The following is a 21,101-nucleotide window of genomic DNA, read 5'->3' as shown; positions in this document are numbered from 1 at the left end:
ACCTTGACAGGTGAAGACCTTCGACGCCCTCTTCGAGGAGCTCAGCTCCAAGGCCGTCGCGCGCCCTGAGGGCTCGCGCACTGTGCAGGAGCTCGACGCGGGCGTGCACGCCATCGGCAAGAAGATCGTCGAAGAGGCGGCTGAGGTCTGGATGGCAGCCGAGTACCAGTCGGATGCCGAAGCGGCCGAGGAGATCTCGCAGCTGCTCTACCACCTCCAGGTGCTCATGCTTGCGAAGGGTCTCACCCTGCAGGACGTGTACCGACATCTGTGAACCCATGACCCCCCAGCCATGAGTTCGCAAACAGAAAGTCCCACCATGCTGAGAATCGCCGTGCCCAACAAGGGCACGCTGTCCGAGACTGCCGTCGAGATGCTCCGCGAGGCCGGTTACGCCACCCGGCGCGACCAGAAGGAGCTCATCGTCTCCGACCTTCGGAACGACGTCGAGTTCTTCTACCTGCGCCCGCGCGACATCGCGACCTACGTCGGATCCGGTGCCCTGGATGTCGGCATCACGGGCCGCGACCTGCTGCTCGACTCGCACTCGCCGGCGATCGAGGTCGATGCGCTCGACTTCGGCGCGTCGACGTTCCGCTTCGCGGGACCGATCGGCGAGTTCGAGACGCTCCAGGATCTCGAGGGTCGCCGCGTCGCGACGAGCTACGACGCGCTCGTGCGCGACTTCCTCGAGGCGAACGGCGTGAACGCCACGGTCGTGCGCCTCGATGGCGCGGTCGAGTCGGCGGTGCGTCTGGGTGTCGCGGATGCGGTGGCCGACGTCGTCGAGACCGGCTCCACGCTCAAGAAGCAGGGCCTCGAGATCTTCGGCCCCGTCATCCTGCAGTCGACCGCCGTGATGATCGCCGCGCGCGAAGGCATCGAGGGCATCGAGACCCTGCGTCGTCGCATCCAGGGCGTCATGGTGGCGCGTCAGTTCGTGCTCATCGACTACGACCTGCCCGCTGACCTCGTCGACGAGGCGTCGAAGATCGCCGGCGGCCTCGAGTCGCCGACCGTCTCGCCGCTGCGCGACAGCGGCTGGGTCGCCGTGCGCGTCATGGTTCCCCGTGGCGACATGAACCAGGTGATGGACGACCTCTACGCCCTCGGCGCGCGCGCGATCCTCGTGACCGCCATCCACGCGGCGAGGATCTGATGAGCGTCGTCGTCCGCGTCATCCCCTGTCTCGACGTGGCCGCCGGCCGAGTCGTGAAGGGTGTCAAGTTCCAGGGTCTCCGCGATGCGGGCGACCCCGTCGAGCTCGCCGCGAAGTACTTCGAGCAGGGCGCCGACGAGATCACCTTCCTCGACGTCACGGCGACGGTCGAGGACCGCGCCACCATGTACGACACTGTGACGAAGACGGCGGAGCATGTGTTCATCCCGCTCACCGTCGGAGGCGGCGTGCGCAGCCCCGAGGATGTCGCACGACTGCTGGGTGTCGGCGCCGACAAGATCGGCGTCAACTCGGCGGCGATCGCGCGGCCCGAGCTCATCGGCGAGATCGCCGACCGCTTCGGCTCGCAGGTGTGCGTGCTCTCACTCGACGTCAAGCGGTCGGAGCGCACACCATCGGGCTTCGTCGTGACGACCCACGGTGGCCGCACCGAGACCGACCGGGACGCCCTCGAATGGGCGCGTGAGGCGATCGAACGCGGAGCGGGCGAGCTGCTCGTCAACTCGATCGACGCCGACGGCACCAAGGAGGGCTTCGATCTGGAGCTCGTGCGCGCCATGCGCGAGCTGTCGAGCGTTCCGGTGATCGCGAGCGGGGGAGCGGGCGCGGCCCGCGACTTCGCGCCTGCCGTGCGCGCGGGCGCCGATGCCGTTCTCGCAGCGTCGGTGTTCCACAACGGCGAGCTCACCGTGGGCGACGTGAAGGCGGCCCTCGCATCCGAAGGTATCCCGGTCCGATGAACGTCGACGACATCCTCTCGCGCACGACGTTCGCCGCCGACGGCCTGCTTCCTGCGATCATCCAGGACGACGCCACCGGCGACGTGCTCATGCTCGGGTACATGAATGCCGAGGCCCTGCGCCGCACCCTCACCGAGGGGCGGGTGACCTTCTGGTCGCGCAGCCGGCAGGAGTTCTGGCGCAAGGGCGACACCTCGGGCCACCGGCAGTACGTGAAGTCCGCCGCACTCGACTGCGACGGCGATACGCTTCTCGTTCGCGTCGAGCAGATCGGCGCGGCCTGCCACACCGGCGATCGCACCTGCTTCGACGCCGACCAGCTCGATCCCGTCATCGGGAACCCGGAGGAGGACTGACGTGACCACCACCCCGCGCGCCGAGTTCGACGCAGCCGTCGCCGCGGGTCACCGCGTCGTCCCGGTGCTTCGAGAGCTCTTCGCGGACGGCGAGACGCCCGTCGGCGTGTACCGGAAGGTCGCGGATGCGCGCCCCGGCACGTTCCTGCTCGAATCGGCTGAGCAGGGCGGCATCTGGTCGCGGTGGTCCTTCGTGGGCGTCGGCTCGCGCGGTGTGCTCACCCAGGTGCGGGATGCCGACGGCGACCGCGCCGTCTGGATCGACTACGGGCTCGACGCCGAACGCGCGCTCGGACCGGATGCGCCCAGCGCACCCCTCGAGGCCGTCGCACGCCTCTACGAGCGCTGGAGCACCCCCAAGCGCGAGGGCCACCCGCCGCTCACGGGCGGTCTCGTCGGCTTCATCGGCTGGGAGGCGGTGCGTCAGCTCGAGAACCTTCCCGCGGTGCCTCCCGCGGAGGTTCCGGTTCCCGGCCAGGCGCTCTCGTTCGTGTCGGAGCTCGTCGCGCTCGATCACCGCACGGGCACCGCAACCCTGATCGCCTCCGTGCTGAACGATGGCGTGCAGTCCGCCGACGAGGCATGGGATGACGCCCAGGCGCGCCTCGACGCGCTGCAGGCCGCTCTCGCGCAGCCGTCGCCGGCGCGCCTCGCGGAGGTCGACCTCGGAATCGCGGCGCAGCCGCGTCCGCGCACCGAACCGCAGGACTTCAAAGACGCCGTGGTGCGCTCGAAGGAGTTCATCCGCGATGGCGACGTCTTCCAGGTGGTCATCTCGCAGCGCTTCGAGCACGAGCTCACCGCCGATCCGCTCGACGTCTACCGGGTGCTGCGCATCCTCAACCCGAGCCCGTACATGTACCTGCTGAGCCTCGAGACGCCCGAGGGATCGCCGTACGCGATCGTCGGGTCGTCGCCTGAGGCGCTCGTCAAGGTGCAGCAGGGCCGCGTCTTCACGCACCCGATCGCCGGTTCCCGCCCGCGCGGCGCATCGCCGGAACGCGACATCGAGCTCGCCGAGGAGCTTCTCGCCGACCCGAAGGAGCGCGCCGAGCACCTCATGCTCGTCGACCTCGCCCGCAACGACCTGTCGCGCGTGTGCACCGCGGGCAGCGTCGAGGTGACCGAGTTCATGCAGGTGGAGCGCTTCAGCCACATCATGCACCTCGTCTCGAGCGTCGAGGGCGATCTGCGCCCCGGTGCCACCTCGGTCGACGCCTTCCGGGCCACCTTCCCGGCTGGCACCCTCTCGGGTGCGCCGAAGCCCCGCGCGCTCGAGATCATCGACGAGCTGGAGCTCGCGCAGCGCGGCGTGTACGGGGGAGTCGTGGGCTACTTCGACCTCGCGGGCGACGCCGACCTCGCGATCGCCATCCGCACGGCGACCCTCATCGGCGACACCGCCTACGTGCAGGCGGGTGCGGGACTCGTGGCTGATTCCGACCCCGAGAGCGAGCACCAGGAGGCCCACAACAAGGCGGCCGCCCCGCTGCGCGCTGTCGCGGTGGCGAACGCCATGCGGAGGATCGGCTGAGATGACCCCGTCACGCATCAGAGGGCTGCTGCTGGCAGCGACGGCTCTGGCCGGCGCGCTCGTCTTCCTCGCGTGGTCGCAGCCCTGGTATGCGCTGACTCTCGCTGCTGCGGCCGGGACAGATGACCCCGTGCTCACGGTCGGCGGCGACATCGCCGCTGCAGGGCTCGCGCCTCTCGCTCTCACGACGCTCGCGGTCGTCGCGGCGCTCGCCATCGCCGGACCCTTCTTCCGCCGCATCCTGGGGGTTCTCGAAGCGCTCGTCGGGGTCGCGGTCATCGGTCTCACGCTCGTGACGATCGGCGACCCTGTCGCCGCATCCGCCCCCGCCATCACTGAGGCGACCGGCATCAGCGGATCCGAATCGGTCGCGGCGCTCGTGAGCTCGGTCGAAGGAACGCCGTGGCCTTGGATGGCCATCGTCTTCGGTGCGCTCATCATCGTGATCGGCCTGCTCGTCGTGCTCACAGCGGGCCGCTGGCCCGCCACCGGCCGCAGGTACTCACGCACGCGTCTGGAGTCCGCCGACGGCACGACCACCGACGCTGTCGCGGAGTGGGACGCGCTGAGCGACGGCGACGATCCGACCGCCCCCGCCCGCTAGACTGAGCACGCCCGCATTCGCGGGTTCGCGGGCGTCATCCGCCCGCTTCGCAACGCAGAAGGAGACCCCACGTGACCGACACGCCCGGACACGGACACTCGCCCGCAGCCTGGGTCGCGGTGATCATCATGCTGACCGCATTCAGCATCGGCACCGTCGCGTTCTTCCTGGACATGCCCTGGCTCGTCTGGGCTTCGGCTGCCCTCCTCGTCGTGGGCCTCCTCGTCGGATGGGTGCTCGCCAAGCTCGGCTACGGCGTCGGCGGATCGAAGTCCGCTCCGAAGGCCCACTGACAGCGTGCTGAGCGAACTCGTCGCCGGCGCGCTCTCTGACGCCGCGACTCGACGTGAAGCGCTGAGCCTCGCCGACGTCGAGGCCGCTGCGCTGGCAGCGCCCGCGCCTCTCGACGCCATCGCGGCGCTCGCGCCGGCGGACCGGGTGAAGATCATCGCCGAGGTCAAGCGCGCGAGCCCCTCGCGCGGTGCCCTTGCGGAGATCCGCGACCCCGCGGCTCTCGCTGTCTCGTACGAGACAGGTGGCGCGAGCGCCATCAGCGTGCTCACGGAGCAGCGCCGATTCGGCGGCTCGCTCGACGACCTGCGTGATGTGCGCGCCGCGGTGAGCATCCCGGTGCTCCGCAAGGACTTCATCGCCGAGCCGTACCAGGTGTTCGAGGCGCGCGCCGCGGGTGCCGACCTCGTGCTGCTCATCGTCGCTGCGCTCGAACAGCAGCAGCTCCGTGAGCTGCACGAGCTCATCACGCAGCTCGGCATGACGGCGCTCGTCGAGACGCACTCGGCTGACGAGGTGAGCCGCGCGCTCGAGATCGGCGCGTCGGTCGTGGGCGTCAACGCCCGCAACCTGTCGACGTTCGAGCTCGATCGCGACCTGTTCGGAACCCTCGCGGACTCGATCCCCGCTGGCGTCGTCCGGATCGCCGAATCGGCCGTCACCTCGCCCGCCGACGTGGCTCACTATCGCGCCGCGGGCGCCGACGTGGTGCTCATCGGCGAGGCCCTCGTGACGGGTGACGACCCCGTATCCACCCTCGAGTCGTTCCTGGCCGCCGGATGAGCGAGAACATCTACCGCAACCAGCCCGGCCCCTACTTCGGCGAGTACGGCGGGCGCTTCATGCCCGAGGCGCTCATCGCCGCCGTCGACGAGATCGCCGAGGCCTACGAAGCCGCGAAGAACGACCCGACGTTCCAGGCGGAGCTCATGGAGCTCCACCGCAGCTACTCGGGTCGCCCCTCGATCATCACCGAGGTGCCCCGCTTCGCCGAGCACGCGGGCGGCGCCCGCATCATCCTCAAGCGCGAGGATCTCAACCACACCGGCAGCCACAAGATCAACAACGTGCTCGGCCAGGCGCTTCTCACGAAGCGCCTCGGCAAGACGCGCGTGATCGCCGAGACGGGAGCTGGTCAGCACGGCGTCGCCACCGCGACCGCCGCAGCGCTCTTCGGGCTCGAGTGCACGATCTACATGGGCGAGGTCGACACGCAGCGCCAGGCGCTCAACGTCGCCCGCATGCGCCTTCTCGGCGCCGAGGTGATCCCGGTCACGACCGGCTCGCGCACCCTCAAGGACGCCATCAACGAGGCGTACCGCGAGTGGGTCACGAGCGTCGAGACCACCAACTACGTGTTCGGCACTGCGGCGGGCCCGCACCCGTTCCCGGCGATGGTGCGCGACTTCCAGAAGATCATCGGCGAAGAGGCGCGCGCCCAGGTGCTCGAGCTCACCGGACGTCTTCCGGATGCCGTCGCCGCGTGCGTCGGAGGTGGATCGAACGCGATCGGCATCTTCCACGCCTTCCTCGATGACCCGTCCGTGAAGCTCTACGGCTTCGAGGCGGCAGGCGACGGCGTCGACACCGACCGCCACGCCGCCACCATCGAGCGCGGACGCCCCGGCGTGCTGCACGGTGCCCGCAGCTACCTCCTTCAGGATGAGGACGGCCAGACGATCGAGTCGCACTCGATCTCCGCCGGCCTCGACTACCCGGGAGTCGGCCCCGAGCACGCGTTCCTCGCGGACGCGGGCCGCGCGATCTACCTGCCGGCGACCGACTCCGAGGCGATGGAGGCTCTGCGGCTCCTGGCCCGCACCGAGGGCATCATCCCCGCGATCGAGTCCTCGCACGCTCTCGCCGGAGCGCTCACGCTCGGCAAGGAGCTCGGCCCCGACGCGATCATCCTCGTCAACCTCTCCGGTCGCGGCGACAAGGATGTGGCTACCGCCGGACGCTGGTTCGGCCTGTTCGACGAAGGAGCGGTCCAGGCGTGAACGTCGACGCTGCCATCCGCCGCACCGACGGCGGGGCCCTCATCGGCTACCTGCCCGTCGGCTTCCCCGACCTGCAGACGAGCATCGATGCCGCTGTCGCCCTCGTCGAGAACGGCGTCGACGCGATCGAGCTCGGTCTTCCCTACTCAGACCCCGTCATGGACGGCCTCGCCATCCAGAAGGCCACCCAGCAGGCGCTCGCGAACGGCTTCCGCACACGCGACGTCTTCACGGCCGTCGAGAGCGTGCGCAGTCGCGTCGACGCGCCCGTGCTCGTCATGACCTACTGGAACCCGGTCGTGCAGTACGGCGTCGCGAAGTTCGCCGACCAGCTGCGTGACGCCGGGGGAGCGGGACTCATCACGCCCGACATCACCCCCGACTCCGCCGCCGAGTGGATCGCCGAGAGCGACCGCACGGGGCTCGACCGCGTCTTCCTCGCGGCGCCGACGTCCTCCGACGCGCGTCTCTCGGATGTCGTGGCCACGAGCCGCGGCTTCGTGTACACGGTGTCGACCATGGGCATCACCGGTGCGCGTGCCGACCTCGACGCGAACGCCCGGGCACTCGTCTCGCGGCTGCGTGACGCCGGTGCCACCGGCCCCGACACGATCTCCGCCTGCGTCGGCATCGGCATCTCGACCGCCGATCAGGTTGCCGAGGTCCTCACCTACGCCGACGGCGCTATCGTCGGATCCGTTCTCGTCACCGCTCTCGCCGAGGGCGGTGTCTCGGGTGTCGCCCGCGTGGCATCCGAGCTGTCTCAGGGAAAGTAGACTCCACACGTGTTCGCCGCGCCCTTCAGCATCCCCAGCCCCACGCCCGACTGGAAGCAGATCACGATTCCGATCGGCGAGTGGATCAGCGCCCTCATCCCGGGCGCGGAGCTCGATTTCACGCTGCGGATCACGACCTACGCGCTCGCGATCATCGTGGGAATCTTCTTCGCGGTCGTCATCGCGAACCAGCGTCTGACGGCACGCGGCGCCGAGCCGTGGCTCGTCGTCGACGTCACGTTCTTCGCCGTCATCCTGGGCATCGTCGGCGCGCGTTTCTACCACGTGCTCACGCACCCGGATGACTTCTTCGGCGAAGGCAAGAACACCTGGGACGTCACGCAGCCCGGCAGCGTCTGGGCGATCTGGGAGGGCGGCGGCGCCATCTTCGGCGCGCTCATCTTCGGCGCCGTCGGCGTGTGGATCGGCTGCCGCTTCACCGGTCTCCGCTTCTGGTCGGTCGCCGACGCGATGGCCCCCGGCATCCTCGTGGCGCAGGCGTTCGGACGCCTCGGCAACTGGGTCAACCAGGAGCTCTTCGGCCTGCCCACCGATCTGCCGTGGGGCCTCGAGATCACCCGCCCGAACCCCGCCATCCCCACCGGCATCCCGGATGATGTGCTCTTCCACCCGACGTTCCTGTACGAGATCCTCTGGAACCTCGCGGGCTTCGCGCTCATCGTCTTCATCGTCGCCAAGAACAAGGACTTCTGGCAGTGGGGCAAGGTCCTCGGCCTCTACCTCGTCTGGTACGGCGTCGGCCGGTTCTGGCTGGAGTCGATCCGCCTCGACCCGAGCGAGACGTTCCTCGGCCTCCGCTCGAACGTGTGGGCGGCGCTCGGCGCCATCGCGCTGGGTCTGGTCATCATCTACGTGCAGACGCGCCGCCACCCCGGAGTCGAACCCGACGTGTACCTGCCGGGTCGCCGACCGGAACCTGCCGTTGTTGTACACTCCGAAGACACCTACACGGACTCGGACGAGCCTGGCGATGGAGCCGAGGCGATCGCCGCACCAGCCGCCACAAGCGGTTCCACCTCATCGCGATAGCATTCCGCTCGTCGTGATACCGCCGGGCCTTGCGCCATACCGACCCGGAATTCCCTTCAGTTAGCTGGGCCGCCGTCGTCCCACACTCGATTCATCGTGAGGACGGTTGCCATGGCACTCTCTCGAAAGCTGCAGACTCCGCCCGGTCAGCCGGGCCCGTACGCGCGGTTCAGCGCGGTTCCCGAAGCGCAGGGGATGTATGACCCGCGCATCGAGAAGGACGCGTGCGGGCTCGCGATGGTCGCGACACTGCGTGGCACAGCTGGCCACGACATCGTCACCAATGCGCTCGATGCGCTCCGTCACCTGGAGCACCGCGGGGCCGTCGGCTCCGACGCGGGTACGGGTGACGGCGCCGGCATCATCACCCAGATCCCGGACGCCTTCCTGCGTGCCGTCCTCGATTTCGACCTGCCGCCGGTCGGCATGTACGCCGTCGGCATGGCGTTCCTCCCGAATGACGCCGACGAGCGCGCTGCCGAGAAGGAGGCCATCGGCCGCATCGCGACCGAAGAGGGTCTGGTCATCATCGGCTGGCGCGATGTGCCGACCGACCCGGAGCACCTCGGCAACCTGGCGCGGGAGGCCGCGCCCGCTTTCGAGCAGGTCTTCGTGCGCTCGCACGGCACCGACGCCGTCGGCAAACTGCTCGCCGGCATCGCGCTCGACCGCCTCACGTTCCGTCTGCGCAAGCGGGCCGAGCGCGAACTCGGCTCGTACTTCCCGTCGCTGTCGAGCCGCACCCTCGTCTACAAGGGCATGGTGACGACGCTCCAGCTGGAGCCGTTCTACCCCGACCTCTCGGATGAGCGCTTCGCGACGAAGCTCGCGCTCGTGCACTCGCGCTATTCGACGAACACGTTCCCGTCGTGGCCGCTCGCACAGCCGTTCCGCATGATCGCCCACAACGGCGAGATCAACACCGTGCAGGGCAACCGCAACTGGATGCGCGCTCGCCAGAGCCAGCTGGAGTCGCAGGAGCTCGGCGAGCTGCGTCCGCTGTTCCCGATCGTCACGGAGGGCGCGAGCGATTCCGCCTCGTTCGACGAGGTCGTAGAGCTTCTGACTCTCGCCGGCCGCAGCCTGCCCCACGCCATCATGATGATGGTCCCGGAGGCCTGGGAGAACCAGGCCGACATGGACCCGGCCCGCAAGGCCTTCTACGACTACCACTCGTCGCTCATGGAGCCGTGGGACGGCCCCGCCGCGCTCGTCTTCACCGACGGATCCCTCGTGGGCGCAACGCTCGACCGCAACGGACTGCGCCCGGGACGCTTCCTCGTGACCGACGACGGGCTCGTCGTGCTCGCGAGCGAGATCGGCGTGCTCGACTTCCCGGCCGACAAGATCGTGCGCAAGGGCCGTCTGCGCCCTGGCCGCATGTTCCTCATCGACACGGTCGAGGGCCGCATCATCGAGGACGACGAGATCAAGTCGCAGCTCGCCGCCGCCGAGCCCTACGAGCAGTGGGTCGACGAGAACCGCATCGAGCTCGAGGATCTCCCGTGGCGCGAGCACATCGTGCACACGCCCGCCTCGGTCGCACGTCGCCAGCGCACCTTCGGCTACACCGAGGAGGAGCTTCGGATCCTCATCGGTCCGATGGGTCAGAACGGCATGGAGCCGCTCGGCGCGATGGGATCCGACACGCCGATCGCGGTGCTGTCCGATCGGCCGCGTCTGATCTTCGACTACTTCACCCAGGCGTTCGCGCAGGTGACGAACCCGCCGCTCGACTCGATCCGCGAAGAGGTCGTCACCTCGATGCGCGTCGGCGTCGGCCCGGCGGCGAACCTGCTCGCCTCCGGCCCGGAGCACGCGCGTCAGATCGTGCTCGACTTCCCGGTGATCGACAACGATGAGCTCGCGAAGATCGTGCGCCTCGGGCAGTCGGATGGTCTGAAGCTCACCCACACGCTCAAGGGCCTCTACCGGTTCGACCGCGGCCCGCACGCGATGGCGGAGCGCCTCGACGAGCTCTGCGCCGAGGCGGACGAGGCGGTTGCAGCGGGAGCGCAGTTCCTGGTGCTCTCGGATCGCCACTCCAACAAGGACCTCGCGCCCATCCCGTCGCTGCTCATGCTCGCGGCGGTGCACCACCACCTGATCCGCCAGGAGACCCGCATGCGGGTCGGCATCATCGTCGAGACCGGTGACGCCCGCGAGGTGCACCACGCCGCGCTGCTCATCGGCTACGGTGCGGCAGCCATCAACCCGTACCTGGCGATGGAGACTGCTGAGCTGCTCGTCACGAGCGGCATGATCGAAGGCGTCACGCCCGAGAAGGCCGTCAAGAACGTCATCAAGGCGCTCGGCAAGGGCGTCCTGAAGATCATGTCGAAGATGGGCATCTCGGTCGTGGGCTCGTACGCGGGCGCCCAGGCCTTCGAAGCGATCGGCCTCGACCAGGAGTTCATCGACCGCTACTTCACCGGCACGCGCACCGTGCTCGGCGGTGTGGGCATGGACGTCATCTCCGAAGAGAACCTCGTGCGCCACACGAGCGCCTACCCCGAGAACCCGGGCGAGCGCGTGCACGAGAACCTCGCGACCGGCGGTGAGTACCAGTGGCGTCGCGAGGGGCCGCCGCACCTGTTCAGTCCCGAGACGGTGTTCAAGCTGCAGCACTCCACGCGGACGCGTCGCTTCGATGTCTTCCGCGAGTACACGAAGTCGGTGGATGAGCAGGCGGAGCGTCTCATGACGCTGCGCGGTCTGTTCGCTCTCAAGACGGGGGAGCGCCCGCCGGTTCCGCTCGACGAGGTCGAGCCGATCTCCGCGATCATCTCGCGCTTCAACACCGGCGCGATGAGCTACGGCTCGATCTCGCAGGAGGCGCACGAGACCCTCGCGATCGCCATGAACCGCATCGGCGGTCGCTCCAACACGGGTGAGGGTGGCGAGGACATCGAGCGCCTGCTCGACCCCGAGCGCCGCAGCCGCATCAAGCAGGTCGCATCCGGTCGCTTCGGTGTCACGAGCATGTACCTCACGCACGCCACCGACATCCAGATCAAGATGGCGCAGGGCGCGAAGCCCGGCGAGGGTGGCCAGCTGCCTCCGCAGAAGGTGTACCCGTGGGTCGCCCGCACGCGTGGCGGCACGCCCGGTGTCGGCCTCATCTCGCCGCCGCCGCACCACGACATCTACTCGATCGAGGATCTCAAGCAGCTCATCTTCGACGTCAAGCGCGCGAACCCGGAGGCCCGCGTGCACGTCAAGCTCGTGAGCCAGTCGGGCATCGGAGCGGTCGCCGCGGGTGTGACGAAGGCTCTCGCCGACGTCGTGCTCGTCTCGGGCCACGACGGCGGAACCGGCGCCTCGCCGCTCAACTCGCTCAAGCACGCCGGCACTCCGTGGGAGATCGGCCTCGCCGAGACGCAGCAGACGCTCATGCTCAACGGCATGCGCGACCGCGTGGTGGTGCAGGTCGACGGCCAGATGAAGACCGGCCGCGACGTCATCATCGCCGCACTGCTCGGCGCTGAGGAGTACGGATTCGCGACGGCGCCGCTCGTCGTCTCCGGCTGCATCCTGATGCGCGTCTGCCACCTCGACACCTGCCCCGTGGGCGTCGCGACGCAGAACCCCGAGCTGCGTGAGCGCTTCACCGGCAAGCCCGAGTTCGTGGAGACGTTCTTCGAGTTCCTGGCGCAGGAGGTGCGGGAGTACCTCGCGGAGCTCGGCTTCCGCTCGCTCGACGAGCTCATCGGTCACACCGAGCTGCTGGATGTCGACCGTGCGATCTCGCACTGGAAGGCCGACGGACTCGACCTCACTCCCGTCCTGCAGGGACCGACGTTCGCCGAGGACGAGCCCCGCACCAACCGTCGCGAGCAGGACCACGAGCTCGACGAGCACTTCGACCGCAAGCTCATCGAACTCACGAAGGACGCGCTCGAGAACGGCACGCCGATCGAGCTCGAACTCGAGATCCAGAACACCGAGCGTGCTGTCGGCACGATGCTCGGCCACGAGATCACGAAGCGATACGGCCAGCACGGGCTGCCGGACGGCACCATCCAGGTGACGCTCCGCGGCGCCGCAGGCCAGTCGCTCGGAGCGTTCATGCCCAACGGCATCACGCTGCGTCTCGAAGGCGACTCGAACGACTACGTCGGCAAGGGGCTCTCGGGCGGCAAGATCGTCGTGCGCCCGCCGCGGGGCGCGGTGTTCGCCGCTGAGCGCAACGTGATCGCGGGCAACGTGATCGGCTACGGCGCTACACAGGGCTCGATGTTCATCCGCGGCATCGTGGGCGAGCGGTTCCTGGTGCGCAACTCCGGAGCCACTGCGGTCGTGGAAGGCGTCGGCGACCACGCCCTCGAGTACATGACCGGCGGACTCGCCGTGATCCTCGGCGGCACCGGACGCAACCTCGGTGCGGGAATGTCGGGCGGCACGGCGTACGTGTACGACCTTCGCCCCGAGCGGGTCAACCGCGACTCGCTCGCCTCGGGCGAGCTCTCGCTGCTGCCCCTCGAATCGGCGGACATCGAGATCCTCACCGATCTGCTTGAGAAGCACCTCGCGGAGACCGGTTCGGCTCTCGCGAAGCGCATGCTCGAGAACGCCGACGAGACCATGAGCAAGTTCGTGAAGGTGCTTCCGCGTGACTACGCGGCGGTGCTCGAGACGCGCCGCGCTGCGGCGGACGAGGGGCTCGATCCGGACGGCGATGTCGTCTGGGGTCGCATCCTCGAAGTGACGGGAGGCTGACAGATGGCTGATCCGAAGGGCTTCCTCCACACGAGGGAGCGGGAGCTCCCCGCACGTCGTCCCGTCTCGGTCCGCATCATGGACTGGAACGAGGTCTACGAGGACACCGACCGCACCGTGCTGCGCCGTCAGGCTGGCCGCTGCATGGACTGCGGTGTGCCGTTCTGCCATCAGGGGTGCCCGCTCGGCAACCTCATCCCCGAGTGGAACGACCTCACCTGGCGCGGCCAGGATCGCGCTGCGATCGAGCGCCTGCACGCTACGAACAACTTCCCGGAGTTCACGGGGCGCCTCTGCCCCGCACCGTGCGAGTCGTCGTGCGTGCTGGGCATCAACCAGCCCGCGGTCACGATCAAGCAGATCGAGGTCTCGATCATCGACGAGGCGTTCGACAACGGATGGGTGCAGCCGCACCTTCCGGAGCGCATGACGGGCAAGACCGTCGCCGTCGTCGGCTCAGGGCCCGCGGGCCTCGCAGCCGCACAGCAGCTCGCCCGTTCGGGTCACACGGTGGCCGTGTACGAGCGCGACGACCGCATCGGCGGCCTGCTGCGCTACGGCATCCCCGACTTCAAGATGGAGAAGCGGCACCTCGAGCGTCGCCTCGAGCAGATGACCGCCGAGGGCGTGCGATTCCGCGCTGGCGTCGAGATCGGCGTCGACATCAGCTGGGATGTGCTGCGTGAGCGCTACGACGCCATCGTCATCGCCACCGGAGCGACGGTGCCGCGCGATCTGCCGATCCCGGGCCGCGATCTCGACGGCGTGCACTTCGCCATGGACTACCTCGTGCAGCAGAACAAGATCATCGCGGGCGATGAGGTGGCCGACCAGCTGACCGCCCACGGCAAGCACGTCATCGTCATCGGCGGCGGCGACACCGGTGCCGACTGCATCGGCACCGCGAACCGTCAGGGCGCGCTGAGCGTCACCAACCTCGCGATCGGCAAGCAGCCGCCCGCGGAGCGCCCCGAGAATCAGCCGTGGCCGATGATGCCGACACTCTTCGAGGTGCAGAGCGCCCACGAAGAGGGCGGCGAGCGCATGTACCTCGCCTCGACCGTCGAGTTCCTCGGCGACGAGGATGGCCGCGTGCGCGCACTGCGCCTCGCGGAGACCGAATTCATCGACGGACGCCGTGTGCCGAAGTCGGGAACCGAGCGCGAGGTCCCTGCGGACCTGGTGCTCATCGCAATGGGCTTCACGGGCCCCGAGCAGGAGAGGATCGCCGCACAGCTGAACCTCCCCTTCGACTCGAGGGGTAACGTGGCCCGTAGCGGCACGTACGCAGCAGACGACCCCGGCGTTTTCATCGCCGGAGACGCCGGTCGCGGACAGTCGCTCATTGTGTGGGCTATCGCCGAAGGGCGTGCGGTCGCGTCCAGCGTCGACCGCTTCCTCGAAGGGGAGACGCACCTCCCCTTCCCGGTGAAGCCCACCGATCGAGGCTTCGGCCTCTGAGTCTTCGGACTCACCCGCCCCCAGACCACCACCACATCCGAACACTGAAGGAATAATGAGACGAGCTAAGATCGTCGCGACGTTGGGACCCGCCACGTCGAGCTACGAGAACCTCCGGGCCATCATCGAGGCAGGCGTCAACGTCGCCCGCATGAACCTGAGCCACGGCACATACGAGGTGCACGAGGAGGTCTACGCCAACGTCCGTCGCGCTGCGGCTGACGCCGGCCAGCCCGTCGCGGTGCTCGTCGACCTCCAGGGGCCGAAGATCCGCCTCGGGAAGTTCGCCGACGGGCCCCACGACCTCGCGGTCGGGGACATCTTCACCATCACGACCGAAGACGTGCCCGGCACGAAGGAGCTCGTCGGAACGACGTTCAAGGGCCTCCCGCAGGATGTGAACGCGGGCGACTTCCTCCTCATCGACGACGGCAAGGTCAAGGTGCAGGTGCTCGACACCGACGGTGTGCGTGTGCGCACCGAGGTCATCGTCGCCGGCCCCGTGTCGAACAACAAGGGCATCAACCTCCCGGGCGTGGCCGTCAACGTGCCTGCGCTGTCGGAGAAGGACGAGGACGACCTCCGCTGGGGTCTGAAGCTCGGCGCCGACTACATCGCGCTGTCGTTCGTCCGCGACGCCCGTGACATCAGCCGCGTGCACGAGATCATGGCCGAAGAGGGACGCAAGATCCCTGTCATCGCCAAGATCGAGAAGCCGCAGGCTGTCGATGCCCTCGACGAGATCATCGACGCCTTCGACGGCATCATGGTGGCGCGTGGCGACCTCGCCGTGGAGCTGCCGCTCGAGGCGGTGCCGGTTGTGCAGAAGCGCGCCGTCGAGCTCTGCCGCCGCATGGCGAAGCCCGTCATCGTGGCGACGCAGATGCTCGAGTCGATGACGCATTCGCCGGTTCCGACCCGCGCCGAGGCATCCGACGTCGCAAACGCCGTTCTCGACGGCGCGGACGCGGTCATGCTCTCGGGCGAGACGAGCGTTGGCGAGTACCCCGTCGTCACCGTGCAGACGATGGCGCGCATCATCGCGTCGACCGAGGAGCACGGTCTCGAGCGCATCGCGCCGCTCGGCACCAAGCCCCGCACCCAGGGTGGCGCCATCACGCTCGCCGCAGCCGAGGTCGCTGACTTCGTCCAGGCGAAGTTCGTGTGCGTGTTCACCGAGTCGGGCGACTCGGCCCGCCGCATGTCGCGTCTGCGCGGCGCGATCCCCATGAAGGCGTTCACGCCGGATGAGGCGATCCGCCGTCGTATGAACCTCACGTGGGGCATCGAGTCGTTCACCGTCGACCGCGTGTCGCACACCGACGAGATGTTCAAGCAGGTCGACCGGATCCTCCTCGAGAAGGAGCTCGTCTCGATCGGCGACAAGGTCGTCGTGATCTCGGGTTCCCCTCCCGGAATCCCCGGCTCGACCAACGACATCCGTGTGCACACGATCGGCGACGCCATCAACAAGGTCACCCCTGTGTGGGAGACCGGCGACCACGCCGACTGAGCACTCTGTCGCACGCGAGGCGCCATCCCTTCGGGGGTGGCGCCTCGCGTCGTCTCCGGCGGACGCGCGCCGTAGTGCGATCGCACGACCATGAGCTAGCCTCACGCCATGAGCGCATCGATCGTCATCGGCTTGGGGGTGTTCCTCCTCGCGATTCTCGGAGGTGCGATCGCGCTCGCCACGTTCCTGCGCCCACGCCCGTCGGATCCGGGAACCACCAACACCCCTGACCTGCAGATGATCATCGACGGGGCCGATGCCGGCGGAGGTGACGGTGGGGGATAGCGGTCAGGACCCTGCCGCCGACATCGACCGCAGCGCGCTGCTGTGTGCGGTGGCCCACGAGCACCTCGACCTGGACGTGCTGCGGGTCGGGCACGAGCAGGGCTCTCTCTCGGAGGCGGATGGCGTGGAGATCGCCATGGCTCGCTGGGCCTCAGCTCTGCCGCTTCACGCTGCCGAAGACCAGCTCTCGCGGCGGATCGCCTTCCTGGAACGAGCGCACTGACGGCGGCGGACGCCTCAACGTCAACCACGATCTGATCATCAACGACATCGCCAATGACCACGGCTGTGCGTGGTACCGGTGGTGGGACTCGAACCCACACGTCCTCTCGGACAACCGATTTTGAGTCGGGCGCGTCTACCATTCCGCCACACCGGCAGGTGCGTTGCGCGGCCACCTGACCGCAACGCTTCGACGTTACCGTAGGATTTGAGGGTGAGTGAGACGGAAGCAACCCCCAGCGCCCCCCGCCGCGTCGTCGTCGCGGAGGACGAGTCGCTGATCCGCATGGACATCGTCGAGATTCTGCGCGACAACGGATTCGATGTCGTCGGAGAGGCCGGTGACGGCGAGACGGCAGTGGCCCTCGCCACCGAGCTGCGCCCCGACCTGGTCGTCATGGATGTCAAGATGCCGCAGCTCGACGGCATCTCGGCTGCTGAGCGCCTCACCAAGAACCACATCGCACCGGTCGTGCTCCTCACGGCGTTCAGCCAGAAGGAGCTCGTGGAGCGCGCGTCGGAGGCCGGTGCCCTCGCCTACGTCGTGAAGCCGTTCACCCCGAACGACCTCCTGCCCGCGATCGAGATCGCCCTCAGCCGCTACCAGCAGATCGTCACCCTCGAGGCCGAGGTCGCCGACATGGTCGAGCGCTTCGAGACTCGCAAGCTCGTCGACCGCGCGAAGGGCCTCCTCAACGAGAAGATGGGCCTCACCGAACCCGAGGCGTTCCGCTGGATCCAGAAGGCGTCGATGGACCGCCGCCTCACCATGCACGATGTCGCTCAGGCGATCATCGACCAGCTCGCGCCCAAGAAGTAACGACCTCCAGCTCGTCGAAAGGCCCCCGGTTCACTCACCGGGGGCCCTTCGCGTGTCAGCGGAGAAGCCGCGCGACTCAGACGCGGTCGCGCAGGTAGTTCGTCATCCGCACCGTCGAGAGACGGCGTCCCTCGTCATCCGTCATGACGATCTCGTGGGTGCACAGCGTGCGGCCGAGCACGAGCGCGGTGCACGTGCCCGTGACCCAGCCTTCGGTCACCGAACGGCTGTGGGTGGCGTTGATCTCGATACCCACCGCATAACGGCCGGGGCCCGCGTGGATCGCCGACGAGAGCGAACCGAGCGACTCGCCGAGCACGACGTGTGCACCGCCATGCAGCAGTCCGACCACCTGGCGATTGCCCTCGACGGGCATGCGGGCGAGCGAGAACTCGGCCGACAGCTCCAGGAACTCGATGCCCATCTTGCGGGCCAGCTCACCGCCTGCGGTGTCGCCGATGCGGGCGACGAGTTCGGGGTCGAGGTCGGACGGCAGCTTCACCATGGGCACTCCATCGGGTCGGTCGGGTGTCGGCACCGATAGGTAGGCTGGGCCTCGTGCCGGACTCCGAAAAGCCTACGCTTCTGCTCATCGACGGACATTCGCTCGCGTTCCGCGCGTTCTACGCCCTGCCCGTCGACAGCTTCGTGACGCGCGACGGCCAGCACACCAACGCCATCCACGGCTTCATCTCGATGCTTCTCGGCCTGCTGCAGACGCAGAAGCCCACCCACATCGGCGTCGCGTTCGACATCTCGCGCTACTCGTTCCGCACACGCGAGTACCCCGAGTACAAGGGCACCCGCGGCGAGACGCCGCCCGAGTTCATCGGCCAGGTGCCGCTGCTCGAAGAGGCCCTCGCGGCCATGAACATCACCACCATCTCGAAAGAGGACTACGAAGCCGACGACATCCTCGCGACCCTCTCGCTCCAGGGCGCCGAGCAGGGATACCGTGTGCTCGTCGTCTCGGGCGACCGCGACACCATCCAGCTCGTCGACGAGAACGTTACCCTGCTGTACCCGAACGCGCGCGGTGTCTCCGAGCTCAAGACCTACGACACCGAGGCGGTCATCGAGCGCTACGGCATCCGCCCCGAGCAGTACCCCGAGATCGCGGCCCTCGTCGGGGAGACGAGCGACAACCTGCCGGGGGTCGACAAGGTCGGCGAGAAGACCGCCGTCAAGTGGATCCAGCAGTACGGCGACGTGCACGAGCTGCTGAAGCACCAGGACGAGATCAAGGGCGTCGTGGGCAACAACCTGCGCGAGCAGCAGGATCGCGTGATCCGCAACCGCAAGCTCAACCGGCTCCTGCGCGACGTCGAGCTGCCCGTCGGGCCCGCAGATCTCGAGCGCCGCCCGCTCGACGCATCCGCGGTGCGTGCCGTGTTCGACCGGCTCCAGTTCCGCACGCTGCTCGACCGCGTGCTCAAGATCGAGGGAGCCGCCGCCGACGCGGGCATCGTCGAGGCCGAGCAGGCGGCAGCCGCCGCCGAGACGCCCGTCGTGCGCACGATGGTCGACGAAGAGCTCGCGAAGTGGCTGAACACGCAGTCGAAGGGCGGCACCGAGCCGCTCGGGCTGCGGATCGCGACCATCGGGGGAGTGATCGAAGGGTTCGGGATCGCGAGCGCCACCGAGAGCGCGTGGGTGCCGTGGGCGTCTGGTCGCCTCGACTACGCCGCCCTCGAAGCCTGGCTCGCGAGCGACGCCCCCAAGGTGCTGCACGACGCCAAGCGCCAGCTGAAGGTGCTCGACGGCAGCGGGCTCAGCCTCGCCGGCATCGCTGGCGACACCTCGATCGCCGCGTGGCTGCTGCGCCCCGCCACGAAGCCCGACGGACTGCCGGGCCTCGTCTACTACTACCTCGGCGAGACGCTGCCCCAGCCCGACCCCAGCCAGCTCGTCCCCGAGACCGAGGCGATCAGCCCCGCCACCGAAGCCTGGTACCTGCTGCGCCTCGCGGGCGAGCTCGAGTCGCGCCTCGACCCCGGATCGCTCTCCGTGCTGCGCGACATCGAGCTGCCACTCGTGCCCGCGCTCGCGCGGATGGAGCTGCAGGGCATCACGATCGATCGCCCCGTGCTCGCGGAGCTGTCGAGCCGCCTCGGCGCGCAGGCGGCGGAGATCGCGCAGAAGGCATACGCCGAGATCGACCGGGAGGTGAACCTCGGCTCGCCCAAGCAGCTGCAGGAGGTGCTCTTCGAGCAGCTCGGCATGCCGAAGACCCGCGCCAACAAGACCGGCTTCTCGACCGACGCGCAGGCTCTCGCCGATCTGCAGGAGCAGCACCCGCATCCGTTCCTGGAGCTTCTGCTGGCCCACCGCGACGCCACCAAGATCCGTCAGATCGTCGACACCCTGCAGGCCGCGATCGGCCCCGACGACCGCATCCACACCACCTACGAGCAGACGGCCTCCGCGACCGGCCGCATCTCCTCCAACGACCCCAACCTGCAGAACATCCCCGTCAAGACCGAGGTGGGCCGCGAGGTGCGCTCGGGCTTCATCGCGGGCGAGGGCTTCGAGACGCTCCTCACCGCCGACTACTCGCAGATCGAGATGCGGATCATGGCGCACCTCTCGGAAGATGCTGGGCTCATCGAAGCCTTCCGCTCCGGTGAGGATCTCCACCGTTTCGTCGGCTCGCGCATCTTCGGCGTCGCACCCGAGGATGTCACCCCGCAGATGCGCACCAAGGTCAAGGCGATGTCCTACGGTCTCGCGTACGGCCTCTCCGCGTTCGGGCTCAGCAAGCAGCTCCGCATCGAGGTGTCGGAGGCGAAAGCGCTCATGACCGACTACTTCGCCCGCTTCGGCGCCGTGCGCGACTACCTGCGCAGCGTCGTCGAGCAGGCGCGCGTCGACGGCTACACGACCACCATCTTCGGCCGCCGCCGCCCGTTCTCGGATCTCACCTCCACCAACCGGGTGCTGCGGGAGAACGCCGAGCGTCAGGCGCTCAACTCGCCCATCCAGGGCTCCGCCGCCGACATCATCAAGCGCGCCATGCTCACGATCGACGCCGATTTGCGCGATCGTCAGATGGCCTCCCGGATGCTGCTGCAGGTGCACGACGAGCTAGTGTTCGAGGTGGCCCCGGGCGAGCTCGACGCGCTCACCGCGATCGTCACCTCGGGGATGTCGGGAGCCGCGGAGCTCTCGGTGCCGCTCGAGGTGCAGTTGGGCACCGGTCCCAACTGGGACGCCGCCGGTCACTGACCCTTTCCCTGAGGAGCACGCATGCTTGAGCGTCGCGTCGTCGTCGCATCTTCGGTCGGCCTGCACGCACGCCCTGCCGCCCTGTTCTCGCAGGCGGCGGCGGGCGCGGGCATGCCCGTGACCCTCACAGGGCCGTCGGGCCGCACGGTCAACGCCGCGAGCATCCTGGGCGTGCTGTCGCTCGGTGTGGACTGCGGTCAGGAGGTCACCGTCGCCGCCGACGGCGACGGCGCGGATGCAGTGCTCGACGAGCTCGCCGCGATGCTCGCACGCGACCTCGAGCTCGAGTAGGCCCTACGTCCTGTGCGCTGTCGGGCCCTCGGGC

The 21,101-nt window shown here is 68.6% G+C and carries 20 protein-coding genes and 1 tRNA gene; 19 read left to right on the top strand and 2 right to left on the bottom strand.

All coding sequences use genetic code 11. From position 1 onward, the window contains the following. Positions 1-10: 10 nt before the first annotated feature. The 16 genes from HCR12_RS07040 (at position 11) to HCR12_RS06965 (ending at position 16,732) form a co-directional block, all read left to right on the top strand. Positions 11-274 (top strand): phosphoribosyl-ATP diphosphatase, encoded by a 264-nt coding sequence (locus HCR12_RS07040; protein WP_166864478.1) that lies wholly within the window; start codon positions 11-13, stop codon positions 272-274. Positions 275-319: 45 nt separating this feature from the next. Beyond that, a complete protein-coding gene (hisG, locus tag HCR12_RS07035; protein ID WP_166864474.1) occupies positions 320-1,159 on the top strand; it encodes an ATP phosphoribosyltransferase in 840 nt (279 codons plus the stop codon). Then, entirely contained in the window at positions 1,159-1,920 is a 762-nt protein-coding gene (gene hisF, locus HCR12_RS07030; RefSeq protein ID WP_166864471.1) for an imidazole glycerol phosphate synthase subunit HisF, read from the top strand. The genes hisG and hisF overlap by 1 nt, the downstream gene beginning before the upstream one ends. Continuing rightward, positions 1,917-2,276 carry a phosphoribosyl-AMP cyclohydrolase gene (gene hisI, locus HCR12_RS07025; RefSeq protein ID WP_166864467.1) on the top strand — a complete coding sequence of 120 codons (360 nt, stop codon included), beginning with the start codon at positions 1,917-1,919 and terminating at the stop codon, positions 2,274-2,276. Before hisF ends, hisI begins: the two co-directional genes overlap by 4 nt. 1 nt (position 2,277) lies before the next feature. Further along, positions 2,278-3,810, top strand: a complete 1,533-nt coding sequence (locus HCR12_RS07020; RefSeq protein WP_224763300.1) for an anthranilate synthase component I — start codon at positions 2,278-2,280, stop codon at positions 3,808-3,810. 1 nt (position 3,811) lies between these two features. Further along, positions 3,812-4,414, top strand: a complete 603-nt coding sequence (locus tag HCR12_RS07015) for a Trp biosynthesis-associated membrane protein (protein WP_166864464.1) — start codon at positions 3,812-3,814, stop codon at positions 4,412-4,414. Between the two features lie 71 nt (positions 4,415-4,485). Next, positions 4,486-4,707 carry a DUF6704 family protein gene (locus HCR12_RS07010; RefSeq protein ID WP_166864461.1) on the top strand — a complete coding sequence of 74 codons (222 nt, stop codon included), beginning with the start codon at positions 4,486-4,488 and terminating at the stop codon, positions 4,705-4,707. Positions 4,708-4,711: 4 nt separating this feature from the next. After that, positions 4,712-5,488 (top strand): indole-3-glycerol phosphate synthase TrpC, encoded by a 777-nt coding sequence (gene trpC, locus HCR12_RS07005; protein WP_166864458.1) that lies wholly within the window; start codon positions 4,712-4,714, stop codon positions 5,486-5,488. Then, positions 5,485-6,705, top strand: coding sequence for a tryptophan synthase subunit beta (gene trpB / locus HCR12_RS07000; RefSeq protein WP_166864455.1), 1,221 nt, complete (start codon positions 5,485-5,487; stop codon positions 6,703-6,705). Before trpC ends, trpB begins: the two co-directional genes overlap by 4 nt. Then, positions 6,702-7,481 carry a tryptophan synthase subunit alpha gene (gene trpA / locus HCR12_RS06995; RefSeq protein WP_166864451.1) on the top strand — a complete coding sequence of 260 codons (780 nt, stop codon included), beginning with the start codon at positions 6,702-6,704 and terminating at the stop codon, positions 7,479-7,481. The genes trpB and trpA overlap by 4 nt, the downstream gene beginning before the upstream one ends. A 9-nt stretch (positions 7,482-7,490) precedes the next feature. After that, complete coding sequence (lgt, locus tag HCR12_RS06990) at positions 7,491-8,531, top strand: prolipoprotein diacylglyceryl transferase (RefSeq protein WP_370589298.1); 1,041 nt, start codon at positions 7,491-7,493, stop codon at positions 8,529-8,531. 111 nt (positions 8,532-8,642) lie between these two features. Next, positions 8,643-13,250, top strand: coding sequence for a glutamate synthase large subunit (gene gltB / locus HCR12_RS06985; protein WP_166864448.1), 4,608 nt, complete (start codon positions 8,643-8,645; stop codon positions 13,248-13,250). Between the two features lie 3 nt (positions 13,251-13,253). Beyond that, positions 13,254-14,711 (top strand): glutamate synthase subunit beta, encoded by a 1,458-nt coding sequence (locus tag HCR12_RS06980; RefSeq protein ID WP_166864445.1) that lies wholly within the window; start codon positions 13,254-13,256, stop codon positions 14,709-14,711. Between the two features lie 55 nt (positions 14,712-14,766). Then, a complete protein-coding gene (pyk, locus tag HCR12_RS06975) occupies positions 14,767-16,224 on the top strand; it encodes a pyruvate kinase (protein WP_166864442.1) in 1,458 nt (485 codons plus the stop codon). Positions 16,225-16,332: 108 nt separating this feature from the next. After that, positions 16,333-16,509 carry a hypothetical protein gene (locus HCR12_RS06970; RefSeq protein ID WP_166864439.1) on the top strand — a complete coding sequence of 59 codons (177 nt, stop codon included), beginning with the start codon at positions 16,333-16,335 and terminating at the stop codon, positions 16,507-16,509. Next, complete coding sequence (locus HCR12_RS06965) at positions 16,499-16,732, top strand: hypothetical protein (RefSeq protein ID WP_166864437.1); 234 nt, start codon at positions 16,499-16,501, stop codon at positions 16,730-16,732. Before HCR12_RS06970 ends, HCR12_RS06965 begins: the two co-directional genes overlap by 11 nt. A 70-nt stretch (positions 16,733-16,802) precedes the next feature. Here HCR12_RS06965 and HCR12_RS06960 read toward each other — a convergent pair. Then, positions 16,803-16,888, bottom strand: a tRNA-Leu gene (locus tag HCR12_RS06960). Between the two features lie 57 nt (positions 16,889-16,945). On the opposite strand from HCR12_RS06960, the gene HCR12_RS06955 reads away from it, so the two are divergent. After that, entirely contained in the window at positions 16,946-17,551 is a 606-nt protein-coding gene (locus tag HCR12_RS06955; protein WP_166864434.1) for an ANTAR domain-containing response regulator, read from the top strand. Positions 17,552-17,627: 76 nt separating this feature from the next. Here HCR12_RS06955 and HCR12_RS06950 read toward each other — a convergent pair whose 3' ends face one another. Then, the gene (locus tag HCR12_RS06950) at positions 17,628-18,056 is read right to left on the bottom strand and encodes a PaaI family thioesterase (RefSeq protein ID WP_166864430.1); all 429 of its coding nucleotides are present in this window, start codon (positions 18,054-18,056) and stop codon (positions 17,628-17,630) included. 53 nt (positions 18,057-18,109) lie between these two features. On the opposite strand from HCR12_RS06950, the gene polA reads away from it, so the two are divergent. Together polA and HCR12_RS06940 are read left to right on the top strand one after the other, a co-directional pair. Then, entirely contained in the window at positions 18,110-20,776 is a 2,667-nt protein-coding gene (polA, locus tag HCR12_RS06945; protein ID WP_166864427.1) for a DNA polymerase I, read from the top strand. Positions 20,777-20,797: 21 nt separating this feature from the next. Further along, positions 20,798-21,067: an HPr family phosphocarrier protein gene (locus HCR12_RS06940; protein ID WP_166864423.1), complete on the top strand. Its 270-nt coding sequence runs from the start codon at positions 20,798-20,800 to the stop codon at positions 21,065-21,067. Positions 21,068-21,101: the final 34 nt, after the last annotated feature.

The organism is Salinibacterium sp. ZJ70, from assembly GCF_011751865.2.
Classification (GTDB): domain Bacteria; phylum Actinomycetota; class Actinomycetes; order Actinomycetales; family Microbacteriaceae; genus Homoserinibacter.
This window is presented reverse-complemented; position numbering and strand designations above follow the sequence as displayed.